The organism is Micromonospora sp. DT43, assembly GCF_049841645.1.
GTDB lineage: Bacteria > Actinomycetota > Actinomycetes > Mycobacteriales > Micromonosporaceae > Micromonospora.
The window spans coordinates 11,544-24,595 of record NZ_JBNCKR010000006.1 but is presented as its reverse complement, the minus strand read 5'-3'; the positions used below and the strand labels follow the sequence as shown (position 1 = coordinate 24,595).

At 72.3% G+C, this 13,052-nt stretch carries 13 protein-coding genes; 8 read left to right on the top strand and 5 right to left on the bottom strand.

Annotation, left to right across the window (positions count from 1 at the left end; translation table 11 throughout):
• Positions 1-15: 15 nt before the first annotated feature.
• Positions 16-852: a nitroreductase/quinone reductase family protein gene (locus tag ACLQ26_RS16280; protein WP_425745214.1), complete on the bottom strand. Its 837-nt coding sequence runs from the start codon at positions 850-852 to the stop codon at positions 16-18.
• A gap of 348 nt (positions 853-1,200) precedes the next feature.
• Between ACLQ26_RS16280 and ACLQ26_RS16275 the strand changes: the two genes are divergently transcribed.
• The 4 genes from ACLQ26_RS16275 (at position 1,201) to ACLQ26_RS16260 (ending at position 5,619) form a co-directional block, all read left to right on the top strand.
• Positions 1,201-2,043 carry an SDR family NAD(P)-dependent oxidoreductase gene (locus ACLQ26_RS16275; RefSeq protein ID WP_425745213.1) on the top strand — a complete coding sequence of 281 codons (843 nt, stop codon included), beginning with the start codon at positions 1,201-1,203 and terminating at the stop codon, positions 2,041-2,043.
• A 171-nt stretch (positions 2,044-2,214) separates the two neighbouring features.
• Positions 2,215-3,636 carry a sensor domain-containing protein gene (locus ACLQ26_RS16270; protein ID WP_425745212.1) on the top strand — a complete coding sequence of 474 codons (1,422 nt, stop codon included), beginning with the start codon at positions 2,215-2,217 and terminating at the stop codon, positions 3,634-3,636.
• 2 nt (positions 3,637-3,638) lie between these two features.
• Entirely contained in the window at positions 3,639-4,283 is a 645-nt protein-coding gene (locus tag ACLQ26_RS16265) for a response regulator transcription factor (protein ID WP_393293201.1), read from the top strand.
• A gap of 133 nt (positions 4,284-4,416) precedes the next feature.
• Entirely contained in the window at positions 4,417-5,619 is a 1,203-nt protein-coding gene (locus ACLQ26_RS16260) for a serine hydrolase domain-containing protein (protein WP_425745211.1), read from the top strand.
• Between the two features lie 36 nt (positions 5,620-5,655).
• Here ACLQ26_RS16260 and ACLQ26_RS16255 read toward each other — a convergent pair whose 3' ends face one another.
• A complete protein-coding gene (locus tag ACLQ26_RS16255) occupies positions 5,656-6,555 on the bottom strand; it encodes an alpha/beta hydrolase (RefSeq protein WP_425745210.1) in 900 nt (299 codons plus the stop codon).
• Between the two features lie 35 nt (positions 6,556-6,590).
• On the opposite strand from ACLQ26_RS16255, the gene ACLQ26_RS16250 reads away from it, so the two are divergent.
• The 4 genes from ACLQ26_RS16250 to ACLQ26_RS16235 all read left to right on the top strand — a co-directional run bounded on the left by ACLQ26_RS16250 (position 6,591) and on the right by ACLQ26_RS16235 (position 10,121).
• Positions 6,591-7,088, top strand: a complete 498-nt coding sequence (locus tag ACLQ26_RS16250) for a MarR family winged helix-turn-helix transcriptional regulator (RefSeq protein WP_425745209.1) — start codon at positions 6,591-6,593, stop codon at positions 7,086-7,088.
• 80 nt (positions 7,089-7,168) lie between these two features.
• Positions 7,169-7,936: a glycerophosphodiester phosphodiesterase gene (locus tag ACLQ26_RS16245; protein WP_425745208.1), complete on the top strand. Its 768-nt coding sequence runs from the start codon at positions 7,169-7,171 to the stop codon at positions 7,934-7,936.
• Positions 7,937-7,956: 20 nt separating this feature from the next.
• Complete coding sequence (locus ACLQ26_RS16240) at positions 7,957-9,348, top strand: MFS transporter (protein WP_425745207.1); 1,392 nt, start codon at positions 7,957-7,959, stop codon at positions 9,346-9,348.
• A gap of 56 nt (positions 9,349-9,404) precedes the next feature.
• Positions 9,405-10,121: a thymidine kinase gene (locus tag ACLQ26_RS16235; protein WP_425745206.1), complete on the top strand. Its 717-nt coding sequence runs from the start codon at positions 9,405-9,407 to the stop codon at positions 10,119-10,121.
• Here ACLQ26_RS16235 and ACLQ26_RS16230 read toward each other — a convergent pair.
• From ACLQ26_RS16230 to ACLQ26_RS16220, 3 genes are read right to left on the bottom strand one after another with little or no spacing between them, the layout of a single operon-like run.
• Positions 10,088-11,302: a low temperature requirement protein A gene (locus ACLQ26_RS16230; RefSeq protein ID WP_425745205.1), complete on the bottom strand. Its 1,215-nt coding sequence runs from the start codon at positions 11,300-11,302 to the stop codon at positions 10,088-10,090. The genes ACLQ26_RS16235 and ACLQ26_RS16230 overlap by 34 nt on opposite strands.
• Positions 11,299-12,492, bottom strand: a complete 1,194-nt coding sequence (locus tag ACLQ26_RS16225; protein WP_425745204.1) for a low temperature requirement protein A — start codon at positions 12,490-12,492, stop codon at positions 11,299-11,301. Before ACLQ26_RS16225 ends, ACLQ26_RS16230 begins: the two co-directional genes overlap by 4 nt.
• Positions 12,479-12,937, bottom strand: coding sequence for a hypothetical protein (locus ACLQ26_RS16220; protein ID WP_425745203.1), 459 nt, complete (start codon positions 12,935-12,937; stop codon positions 12,479-12,481). The genes ACLQ26_RS16225 and ACLQ26_RS16220 overlap by 14 nt, the downstream gene beginning before the upstream one ends.
• Positions 12,938-13,052 lie beyond the last annotated feature (115 nt).

The window sequence follows — 13,052 nt, the reverse complement described above, 5'->3', positions numbered from 1 at the left end:
GACCGGCGGCGGGGTTCAGCCCGCCGCGTCCAACAGCGGCACGAGCTGCTCCTCCTCGTACGCCAGGTGCGCCAGCACCTGGTCGGTGAGCCGGGCCACCTCGCGGCGCAGCACCTCCCGGTCCGGGTGCGGGGTGCCCAGTGCGGTGCTCAACTCGTCCAGCACCGCCGTCATCGACCGGTGCTCGGCGTCGAGGAGGGCCAGCACCGGGGCCAGCTCGGGCCGCTGGTAGGCCAGCCAGGCGAAGAGGCCCTGGTCCTCGCGCTGGTGGTGCCCGCGCAGCCCCTGACACAGGGTCAGGCAGTTCACCCGCAGCTGCGCGCCGACTGCCGGCCCCGCACCGTCCACCTCCCGGCGGATCAGGGCGAGCTCCCGCCGGAACGCGTCATGCACGGCGACCAGAGCCGCGCCCGGCGGACCCGGCGGCGGCGTCGGCGGACCCGGCAGCGGCTCGAGCGCCACCACGGGCAGCACACGTCCCGCCCGGTCCTGGTACTCGCCCCAGCCCGGGTCCGCCGCCACGGCCCGGGCGAAGACGGCGTCGCGTTCGGCCCCGGCCAGCACCTCGGCGCGGGCCCGGTAGGTGAACACCCCGTCCTCCACCGTGACCAGCGGATCGGCCAGCAGGTTGCGGAACCACTGCGGATCCCGCGGCGCGCCCCCGGCGGAGGCGACGACCAGGACCCGCTCGCCGCCGTCGGGCAGGTAGCCCAGCGGGGTGGTGTGCGGCGCGCCGGTGCGGGACCCGGTGGTGGTCAGCAGGAGCAACCGGGCTCCCTCGAACCAGCCGCCGACCCGGCCGCCGTTCGCGCGGAACTCCGTGATGACGTCGTGATTGAAGCTGTGTGGCATGTGACTCCCGAAAAAGAGTGGGTCGCCGCGCCAGGCAGGGCACGGCGAGGAAGGCGACAGGGCATCGATGGCGAAGCCACGCGGCGGGCGACGACACCGCCGCGTGGGCGCGAACCCACGAACGGGGCGCGCAAGGAATCGGATTCATCGACGGCGGGCCTCGGGCCCGCCCGGGGCTCACTCGCCCGCCGGGTGCCCTGTCCGCTCGTGGCCCATGGCCGACCCGGCAGTCACGGCACCGAACCTAGTAGCACCCCCCGGACGGCGGCAACCCGCCCGGACTTGCCGCCGAGCACCCTGCGAGGGTGAAACCCTGCCCCCAGGCGTCAACGAGGAAAGCAGAAGATCATGAGCGAGCAGACGGTGCTGGTCACCGGCACGTCCACAGGCATCGGCCTGGAGATCGCACTCGGCTGTGCCAACGCCGGCTGGCGCACCGTTGCCACCATGCGCGACGTGGCCCGCGCCGACCGGCTACGCGAGGCCGCCAGCGCCGCCGGGGTCGCCGACCTGATCGACGTACGCCGCCTCGACGTCACCAACCCCGACTCGGTGACCGCCTGCGTCGAGGAGGTAATCGGCACGTACGGCCGACTCGACGCGGTGGTCAACAACGCCGGCGCCGGGCACGTGGGCACCCTGGAACAGGACACCATCGACGACGTACGAGCCGTCATGGAGGTCAACTTCTTCGGCGTCCTGCACGTCAGCCGCGCCGCCCTGCCGCACCTGCGAGCCAGCCGGGGCCGGCTGGTCACCGTCTCCAGCGTCGGCGGGATCGTCGGGCAGCCGTTCAACGAGGCGTACTGCGCGGCGAAGTTCGCCGTCGAGGGGTACATGGAGTCCCTCGCCCCGCTCGCCGCGACCACAGGCGTACGGGTCACAGTCGTCGAGCCGGGCGCGGTGGCCAGCGAGTTCGTCACCAACATCGGCATCGACGCCGACGCCGCCATCGCCGCCGCCGGGGCGTACGGGCCGGCGCTACGCGCCTACCTGGCTCGCACCGGGCAGGCGTTCGCCGCCGCGCAGTCCCCCGCCGACGCCGCGGCGGTGGTGCTCGCCGCGCTGACCGACCCGACGCCGCCGGTACGGGCGCAGACCTCCGACGGCGCCCGGCAGTTCGTCGGAGTCAAACTCGCCGACCTCGACGGCTCCGCGGTCGCCCGGCTGACCGGCGGCTGGCTGGCCTGACGCCGCACACGTCCGCGCGCGTCGGCCCGCCTGGGGGAAATCCCCCAGTGCGGAACGGCTGCCAGCCGGCTTCTGCCCGGACCATCGCGCGCCTAGCGTCATCTCTCGTGCCGCCGGCCAGGCGGGACGCTTGAGCAGGAGGCCGGGCGGGCGGGGAGGAGGATGACGGGCATGGGCCCTCCGGTACGCACGTCGACCGCGGCCCCGCCGCCGGACGACCGGAGGCAGGGCAGGCGTTCGTGGCGGGGCTACCGCGCGGCGGCCGTGGTCCCGTTCCAGAAGCGTGCGGGTTGCGAGCTGGTGTTCTGCGTCGCCGGGCTGCCGTTCATCGTGCTCAACCCGGTGGCACTCTTCGTTGTCGCGGTGGACCTGAGCTGGTTCGTCAGCAACGGTGGGCGGGACAACCCCACCCCGACCGACCTGGGCATCGCCGTTGTCAGCGTGGGACTGCTGGCCGTGCTGCTGGTCTCGACGACGGCGGCCCGCAGGCTTGGCGCACTGCACCGCATGCTCGCGACCCGGCTGCTCGGAGTCCGGGTCGCGGCGGCGCCGCCAGTGCGCGCGAGCCCCGCCGGTCGGGCCTGGCCCGGCTCCCGCGACGGGGCCGGTTGGCGGGTCGTCGGGTACCTGCTGGCCAAGCTGCCGGCCAGCCTGATCGAGCTGTACGCCGTGTTCTTCTGGATCGGCGGGCTGGTCAACCTGAGCTACCCGCTCCTGTGGGGAGCCTTCCGCAACCACCCGCCGGGGGTCCGGCTGGACCCGGTGCCGGTGTTCACGCCGTTCGGGTTGTTCGGCGACGGCACGTTCCGCGTCGCGACCCTGGGCGGCACGTTCGCCGCCGCCGCGGCGGGAGCGGCGATGCTGGTGGCCGCGCCGTGGGTGACCAGAGCCGCCACGTCCGCCGACGCCTGGCTGATCCGAGGTCTGCTCGGGCCGGGGCCGCTGGCGCAACGGGTCCACGAGCTGGAGCTGAGCCGGGCATCCGCGGTGGACGACTCCGCCGCCCTGCTGCGCCGGCTCGAACGCGACCTGCACGACGGCGCGCAGATCCGGCTGGCCACGCTGGCCATGAACCTCGGCATGGCCCGCCGGAAGCTCGGCGACGGCGACGAGGTCGCGGACGCCGCCGCCGTCCGCGAGTTGGTCGACGCCGCGCTGCGCAGCGCCAAGGACGCCCTCGGCGAACTGCGCGCTCTGACTCGCGGGATCCACCCGCCGGTGCTCGACACCGGGCTGCCCGACGCCCTCGCCTCGCTGGCCGCCGACAGTGCGATCCCGGTCGAGCTGGAGATCGGCATCCCGGTCCGGCCCACCCCCGCGATCGAGAGCATCGCTTACTTCTGCGCCGCCGAACTACTGGCCAACGCCGCCAAGCACAGCTTCGCGAACACCATCGCCCTCCGGGTGACAGGCGGGCGGGGGGCGATGCGGCTCAGCGTCGCCGACGACGGCATCGGCGGCGCCGAGCCCACCCGGGGCACCGGCCTGTCCGGGCTGGCGCAACGGGTCGCCGTGGTCGACGGCACGCTGAGCATCGCGAGCCCACCCGGTGGCCCGACGACGATGACCGTCGAGCTTCCGCTGCGCGCATGAGGGTGCGCGTGGTGATCGCCGAGGACGCCGCCCTGTTCCGGGCCGGGCTCACCCGCCTGATCGAGGACCACGGCCACCAGGTGTGCGCCGCCGTGGGCGACGGCGAGACGCTGCTTGCCGCGGTGGCCGAGCATCAGCCCGACGTCGTGGTCGCCGACATCCGGATGCCGCCCACCCACACCGACGAAGGGCTGCGCGCCGCACTCGAGATCCGCCGCCAGCACCCCCGCACGGGGGTGATGGTGCTGTCGCAGTACATCGAGACCACGTACACGGCCCGGCTGCTGGAGGGCAACGCGGCGGGCGTCGGGTACCTGCTGAAGGAACGGGTGGCCGACGTCGCGGAGTTCGCCGACGCGTTACGGCGGGTCGCGACGGGCGGCACGGCGCTCGATCCGGAGGTCGTCGGTCAACTGCTGCGCGTCAGCCGCCGAGCCGGCGGCGTGGCGGCGCTGACCCCACGCGAGCGTCACGTGCTCGCGTTGATGGCGGAGGGGCGCTCGAACGCCGGCGTCGCCGACGCGCTCACGGTGACCGGCGGAACGGTGGAGAAGCACGTTGCGAGCATCTTCGACAAGCTGGGGCTGCCCCCGGACGAGGCCGACAACCGCCGTGTCCTCGCGGTCCTGCGCCACCTCAGTTCGTAGGTCGGCACCAACGCGCGCTGGCGCCGAGACTGGGGGCTAACCCCCACGTCGAGGCTGGGGTTTTCCGGTTGGTGCGGACATCGAGGCTCTTCATACCGTTTGGGCACAGTGTTTTCCCGAAGGGAGCCGTGAGATGAGCGTGGTTTTCGCAGTACGGAAGGCAGTGCGGTGGCGTGGCGTCGTGGCGGCCGCGACCGTGGCGGTGGTGCTGGCCACCACTGTCGGCCCCACGGCCGGGTCGGCCGCACCGCGCACCTCGGATCACCTGTTGACGGCCACGGTGCTCCGGGAGGGCCTGGACGACTTGCACGGTCTGGGCGTGTCCGGGACGCAGGGCCTGGTCCGCGACGAGGGCCAGGTGACCCTCGCGGGCAGCGGTGTGGCCGACCTGGCCACCGGCGCGCCGATGCCTGTCGACGGGTACTTTCGGATCGGCAGCACCACGAAGACGTTCGTGTCGGTAGTGGTGCTGCAACTCGTCGGCGAGGGCCGGATCCGGCTGGACGACCCGGTCGAACGCTGGCTGCCCGGCGTCGTCACCGGCACCGGCAACGACGGTCGGCACGTCAGCGTTCGCCAGCTCCTGCAGCACACCAGCGGCCTCTACGACGCCACCGGCGACCTCGCCGCCCTGCGGTCGGCCGACGAGTTCGAGGCGCACCGCTTCGACCACTACACCGAGGCGCAGCAGGTGGCGACCGCGATGCGGCACGCGCCGCTGTTCGTCGCCGGCACCGGCTGGAGCTACTCGAACACCAACTACCTGCTGGCCGGGATGCTCGTCGAACGGGTCACCGGGCACCGGTGGGACACCGAGGTACGGTCCCGGATCCTGCTGCCGCTGCGCCTGACCCACACGTTCTATCCGGGTGACCGGCCGACGCTTCCCCAGCCACACGCCAACGGGTACCGGCAGTTCGAGCCCGGCGGGCCGCTGGTCGACACGACCGTGTTCAACCCGACGGTCACGGCGTCGGCGGGCGGCCTGGTCAGCACCCCCACCGACCTGTCCCGCTTCTGGCAGGCGGTCGGCCACGGTCAGCTACTGCGGCCCGCGCAACTGGCCGAACTGCGCCGGACCGTGCTGGCCGCCGGGTTCCAGGGCATCCGGCCGGGCATCCGGTACGGGCTGGGCGTCATGTGGATACCCAACCGGTGCGGCGGTTCCTGGGCGCACGTCGGCTCCATGCCCAGGATGAGCACCCTCGCCGCGGTCAGCCCGGACGGGCGCCGCTCGACGGTCCTGTACCTGGCCACCGAGCTGGCTGACCCGGGTCCGGCGGTGGCGGTCATCCAGCGGCAGATGACCCTGCTGGACGACCTGCTCTGCGGCTGATGCCCAGCGCGGCCGCTGTACGCGCGCTCGGGACGCTCAGGGGGTCTGTAGTCGCTGCGTGATGAACATCGCGGCGCGGTCCAGGGCGTGGTCGGCTTCGTCGAGCTGACCGATGAAGGACTGGAAGACGTGCGGAACGCCGGCGGTGATGTCGAGGATGACGTCGACCTCGGCGTCGCGGGCGCGTTTCGCCAGCCGGACCGAGTCGTCGAGCAGCAGTTCGTTCGTGCCGACCTGCAGCAGGATCGGCGGGAAGCCGGTCAGGTCGGCGAGCACGGCGGGCGCGGCAAGCTCCTGGTTCGGGTCCTGGCCGGCGAGGTAGAAACCTGCCGTGTGGGCCATGCCCTGCCGGGTGAAGAACGGGTCGATGCCCTCCTTGGTGTCCATCGACTCGCCCGTGCGGGTGTGGTCCAGGCCCGGCGAGAACGCGACGAGCGCGCCCGGCAGAGGCAGCCCGGCGTTTCGGGCGGCGAGGGTGGTGGTCACCGTGAGACCACCACCGGCGGAATCGCCCGCGAACGCGATCGACTCGGCGGCGACGCCGCTGTCGAGCAGGGACCGGTACGCCGCGAGGCAGTCCTCGATGGCGGCCGGGAACGGGTTCTCCGGGGCCAGCCGGTAGTCGAGGGAGAAGGCCCGCACTCCTGTCCGCGTGACCAGACTCGCGGTCAGGCCCATCGCGGTCTGCGGAGATCCGAGCGCGAACGAGCCGCCGTGGAAGTACAGGATCGTGCCGGGGCGCGCTTCGCCCTCCGGTTCGACGAGCACCGCCGGACGGCCGCCCAGGGTCAGCTCCGAGGTCCGCGCAGCAGGCACCGGGAACGGCGCCATGAGCGCGGCGAAGCTCTCCCGCATCGTCTCGACCGGCTCCGGCGCGAAGCCCTTGGGCCCGCCGCCCAGCATGGCGCCGATTGCCGCGCGCTGTTCCCTGCTCATGTCCGACGCCTCCCACAGGCGATAAAATAGCTGCCGTGGAAGCTAATATACCTGCCACGGCATCTTTCTCCGGCGTTGGGCCCGCCACACTCGCCCAGGTCTTCAGTGACCTGGTCCGCTGCGAGACGCGGCTCTACAACGCGTTGAACGACGCGTTGCGCCGCAAGCACGGCATCGTGGCGTCGCAGTTCGAGTTTCTGGCCTACCTACGGGACCATCCTGGTTCGCGGGTCGCCGACCTCGCCGAGTTTTTCGCAATCGGGGTCGGGGCGACCAGCAAGGGCGTGGGCCGGCTCGAGGCCCGGGCCTGGGTGCGGCGCGTGCCGAACCCCGCCGACGGCCGGTCACTGCTGCTGGAGTTGACCCCGCAGGGCACCCAACTCGTCGGCGACGCCGAAGAGACCTTCCAGGAGCACCTGGCCACGCACATCGGTCGGTCGATCGCCCCGGCCCAGGTCGCGGAACTCGGTCACACGCTGGCACGGCTGCGCGCCACCCTGGAGTACGGCGGTGTCGGCACCCCCGTGGGCTGAAAGCCGCCAGGTCCGCGCGAGAGGGCGACAGACGCCGGCCGGCCACCCGCAGGCCACCAACCGGGGGCATACTGCGTCGCGTGCTGACCCGATTCGGCTATCTGGACGCGCCCGCGCCGCTGGCGTTCGCCCATCGCGGCGGCGCCGCCGACGGCGACGAGAACACCACCGAGGCGTTCGCCCGGGCCATCGGGATGGGCTACCGGTACGTGGAGACCGACGTGCACGCCACCGCCGACGGGGTGGCGGTGATCTTCCACGACCCGACGCTCGCGCGGGTCACCGGCGAGGCGGGACGCATCGTCGACCTGCGCTGGGCCGACCTCGCATCGGTACGCGTCGGCGGCGCCGCCGTCGTACCCCGGCTCGACGAGGTCCTGGGCGCCTGGCCGCAGGTCCGCTTCAACATCGACGTGAAGGCCGACGGCGGCGTCGCGCCGACGGTCGCGACAGTCACCCGGACCGGCGCCGGCGACCGGGTGCTGCTCGCCTCGTTCAGCGACGCCCGACTGACCCGGCTGCGGGCGCTCACGCAGGGGCGCGTCGCCACCAGCCTCGGCATGCGAGGCGTCGCCCGGCTGCGGCTCGCCTCCCTGCACGGACGCCCGCTGCGACTTCCGCCGTCGGTGGTCGCCGCACAGGTGCCGCCGCGCTACGGACGGGTGCCGGTGGTGGACCGCCGGTTCCTCGACTACTGCCACCGCCTCGGACTGCAGGTGCACGTCTGGACGATCGACGAACCCGCCCAGATGCACGACTTACTGGATCGAGGCGTGGATGGCATCATGACCGATCACGTCGGCGTGCTGCGCGACGTCTACCGCAGCCGCGGCCACTGGGCCGCCTGACCATCATCGAAGGACCCCCGATGGCCGAGACCGTGACCCCCACGGTGGACGACACCCCGCCCCCGGCGAGCACCCGCCGCGAGCGCAGCGGCTGGTACATCTACGACTGGGCGAACTCGGCGTTCCAGACCACCGTGATCACCGTGTTCCTCGGCCCGTTCCTGACCACCGTCGCCGAGCTGGCCGCCGGCTGCGAGTTGGGCGCCGACACCTGCGACGGGTACGTGCACCCGCTGGGCATCCGCGTCGCGGCCGGCTCGTACTACCCGTACCTCATCTCGCTGTCGGTGTTCCTCACCGTGTTCGTGCTGCCGGTCATCGGGGCGATCGCCGACCGGTCGGCGCACAAGAAGCGGCTGCTCGGCGGGGCCGCGTTCACCGGCGCGGCCGCGACCATCGCGATGGCCTTCGTCACCGGCGACCGTTACCTCGTGGGCGGGGCGCTGTTCCTGATCGCCAACATCTCCTTCGGCGCCGCGGTCGTGGTCTACAACTCGTTCCTTCCGCAGCTCGGCGGCCCCGACGAGCGCGACGGCATCTCCAGCCGCGGCTGGGCCCTGGGCTATCTCGGCGGTGGCGTGCTGCTGGCCCTGAACCTGGTCGCGGTCACAGTGCTCAGCGAGGACGACAACCCGCAACGCACCCTGGACCTGGCCCGCTGGTCGATCGTCTCCGCCGGCGTGTGGTGGGCCGCGTTCACGCTGGTGCCGCTGCGCTGGCTGCGCGAACGCCCCGCCGCGGCGGCCCTGGTGGCGCGCGGCAACGTGCTCACCGACGGGTTCCGGCAGCTCGGCCACACCCTGCGCGAGGTCAAGGCGTACCCGCTGACGTTGTTCTTCCTGCTCGCGTTCCTCGTCTACAACGACGGCATCCAGACCGTCATCACCCTCGCCAGCCAGTACGGCACCGAGGAGTTACGGCTGGAGCAGAGCACCCTGATCGTCACCATTCTGCTGGTGCAGTTCCTGGCCTTCGGGGGCGCGCTGAGCCTCGGCGCCCTGGCCCGGCGCATCGGCGCGTGGAAGACGGTGCTGCTCAGCCTGGTGCTGTGGACCGGTGTGATCCTCGGCGCGTTCCGGCTGCCCGCCGAGGCGCCGGTGCCGTTCATGGTCCTCGGCGCGGCCATCGGCCTGGTCCTCGGCGGCAGCCAGGCGCTGAGCAGGTCACTGTTCAGCCAGCTCATCCCCACCGGCAAGGAGGGCGAGTACTACGGCTTCTACGAGATCAGCGACAAGGGCACGAGTTGGCTCGGTCCGCTCGCGTTCGGGCTCGTGTTCCAACTCACCGCCTCCTACCGCGTGGGCCTGGTCTCACTGCTGATCTTCTTCGTGGTCGGGTTCCTGCTGCTGGCCGCCGTGCCGATCCGCCGGGCCATCGTCGCCGCCGGCAACACCCCGCCCCGGGTGCTCTGAGCACGCATCCCGCACCCGACAGATCCGGGCCTGTCGATCGGCTAGGCTGCCCGACCGTGACCGACGAAGCCGCTGCCGCCCCAACCTGCCTGGCCCACCCCTTCCCCGGCCAGCCGCACGCACCGGCCGGCTGCGCGGCCGCGCGAGGGCTCGACGGGCGTCCGGTGCACGCCGCGGCGTTGAAGTTCTTCTGGGGCCCGATGGACTGCGGTAAGTCCACGATGGCGTTGCAGATGAACTACAACCACGCCCGGCAGGGCCGGAGAGGGTTGGTCACCACCCGCATCGACAGGTCGCTGGGCCCGCAGGTCACCACCCGCATCGGCCTGGCCCACGAGGCCATCGAGGTCACCGACGACCTGGACCTGAGGGCGCTCGTACGCGGCCGCTGGGCCGACGGGGTCCGCGTCGACTACCTGATCTGCGACGAGGCGTGCTTCTACACCGTCGAGCACGTCGAGCAGATGGCCGAGCTGGTCGACAGCTACGACGTGGACGTGTTCGCGTTCGGCCTCGCCACCGACTTCCGGTCCTGCCTGTTCCCCGCCGCGCAACGCCTGTTCGAGTTGGCCGACGAGGTGGCCCGCATCCAGGTCGAGGTGCTCTGCTGGTGCGGCCGCGAGGGCCTGCTCAACGCGCGGGTCGTCGACGGTCGGGTGGTCCGCGAGGGCGCGCAGGTCGTCATCGGCGACACCGTCGACACCGCAGACGTGCGCTACCAGGTGCTCTGCCGCCGGCACTACCGCAGCGGCGACCTCGGCCCCCGCGACTGAGGCGTTCCCCGCCCCGACATCCAGTCCGCCCCGATCACCGTTGCCGTGACCAGCAGCGCCGCCCCGACGGCCAGCGCGACAGGCACCCGCAGAGCGACCGCCACCGGTATCAGCGCCACCAGCAGCAGCGCCGCCGCGGCCCGGGCGGCCACCCCCGGGTGACGAAGCACCAGCTGGTACGCGCCGTGCCCGGCCAGGAACAGCGCCGGACCGCCCAACACGACCAGCGCGCCCGCCCACCCGACCGGCTCACCGGGAGCGTGCAGCAGCCGCTCGTCCCCCACCGCCGTGACGACGATGCCGGCCACCATCACCGGGTGCAGATAGTTGAACACCAGCCGCGAGAGCCGCCCGGCCCGATCACCCGCCGCGGCCAGCGCCGCCATGACCGCCTGCGCCCGGTCGAAATACACCCACCACAGGGCCACCGAACCCGCGAAGGCGAGCAGGAACGCGGCGATCGTCACCCGGTCCAGCCGCTGCGTGAGCGTACTTCCGGTGATGAGGATCGACTCGCCCAGCGCGATGAGGATGAACGCCTGGCAACGTTCGGCCAGGTGCCCACCCTCCACCTCCCAGTGCTCCGGGGTGCTGCGTCCCAACCCGGGCACCGGAAACCCGGTCGCCAGCCCGGTCGCGTCGACGGCGATCACCGCGATCCAGATCACCTCCCGGGCAGGGCTGTCCACCAGCCCACCGACGACCGCGAGCGTGCCGGTGCCGGCGATCCAGACCACGCACTGACGGAAACTGTCGCCGAGCCACGGCTGCCCACGGATCGCCCACAGGGAGAAGACCGTCCGCCCCACCTGCACCGCCGCGTACGCCACGGCGAAGAGCAGACCGTTGACACCGAACGCGGTAGGCAGCGCCGCGGCCAGCAGCAGGCTGCCCAGCGTCACCAGCAGGAGCGTGGCCCGCACCGGCGCCCGATCCGGGTGCAGCCAGTTGCCCGCCCACACCGTGTAGATCCAGACCAGCCAGATCAGGCCCAGCAACACCGCGGTCCGCCCGGCGCCCCGCCAACTGAGATCCTCGCTCAGGTAGTGCGACAACTGGGTGATCGTGAAGACGAACACCAGGTCGAAGAAGAGTTCGGTGGAGGTGGTCCGCTCCACACCGCGGCGCGGACGCAGCAACTGCGGGTGGACCGGCCCACCGTCCGGTCCTGGCCCGGTCACCGCGTGCCCCGCCGGACCTGAACCCGGTCGGCGACGATGACCCCGACGGTCACCACCAACGCCCCGGTGGCGCACGCCGCGACGGTCGCCCCCAGCCACACACCGACCGGCGCCAACGCCAGCAGGACCAGCACCGCCACGATCCGGCTGGTCGGTAGGGTCCGCCACAGCACCGCCATGTAGGCGGCGTGCCCGGCGAGGAACAGCGCCGGACCGACCAGGGTGAACAGCGCGGCGGTCATGGTGGCGGGGGCGCCCGGCTCGCGCAGGAGCTGCTCGTCGCCCGCCGAGGTCACGATGACGCCCGCGACGATCACCGGGTGCAGGTAGTTGAACCCCACCCTGCTCAACGCGCCGGTGCGTACGCCGGCGCGGGCGATGACCTCCGTCGCGGCGGGAGCCGACCTGGCGAAGTACACCCACCAGAGGGCCACCGACCCGGCGAACGCCAGCAGGAACGCCCCGGACGTCACCCGGTTGACGTGCGACGTGAGGGTCGTGCCGGTGACCAGGATCGACTCGCCCAACGCGATCAGCACGAACGCCCCGCACCGCTCGGCCAGGTGCCCACCCTCCACCATCCACCGCTCGGGGCGGCTCCGCCCGCGCCCGGGCAGCGGGTAGCCGATCAACAGGCCCACCACGTCCAGCACGACCGCCGCCGCCCACACCACCTCCCGGACGGCCCCGCCGACGAGGCCACCGACCACCACGAGCGCCGACGTCCCGGCTATCCACGGCAGCGACTTCTGGAAGCCGTCGACCAGCCATGGGGTGCCCTGCACCGCCCACAGCGCGAACACGGTGCGGCCCACCTGCACGCTCACGTAGACCACCGCGAACAGCAGGCCGGTCCCGGCGAACGCCTGCGGGATCGCCGCCGACAACAGCAGGCTGCCCAGCGCCACCCCGATCAGCATCGCCCGCACCGGACCCCGGTCCGGGTGCAGCCAGTTGGTCAGCCAGGTGGTGTAGATCCACACGAACCAGACCAGCGCCAGCAGCAACGCGGTCCGTTCGGCGCCACGCCAGTTCGGGTGCTCGATCAGGTAGTGCGACAGCTGGGTGATCGTGAAGATGAAGACCAGGTCGAAGAAGAGTTCGGTCGAGGTGGTCGGCTCGACCCCCTGCCGCTTCCGCAGCCACCGGGGATGCGCCGGTTCGCCGTTCGGCGACTCAGAACGGGTCACCGCACACCTTCCAGTCGCCGCCTTCGCGGACCACCGGCAGGCGGCGTTCCTCGCTGATGCCGCCGTCGCGGGTCACCTTCACGGTCACCGTGCCGCGCGGACGCCCACCCTTGGTGGACACCGACACGTCGGTGATCTCGTAGTCGGTCACCATCGGTGGCGTCCGCACCCAACTGGTGAAGCCGATCGCGCTCCAGCGGGTACGCGCGTCCGCGCAGAGCCGGTCGTACGCCTGGTCGCTGTCGCCGAGAGTCACCTCGCTGAGGAAACCGTCGGCGGTCTCCCGGATCGGACCGGCGGCCTGCCGCACCGTCTGCAGGTTCCACGCCCCCAGCCCGGCCACCCCGACGCAGCACAGCGCCATGCCGAACCCGGCGAAGGCCAGCCCGACGTGCATCGGGCGGCGTCGCCGGGCCGATCGGCTCCACGACTGACCGGCACCCACGACTACCGACCGTAGAGAAGGTCATCGCAAACAGGCGTGACATGCCGGAAACTGGGCCCCTATTCGACGCGGTCACCCATCGTCTACCGTCGGCGCACACCCCCGCAGCGCCAGG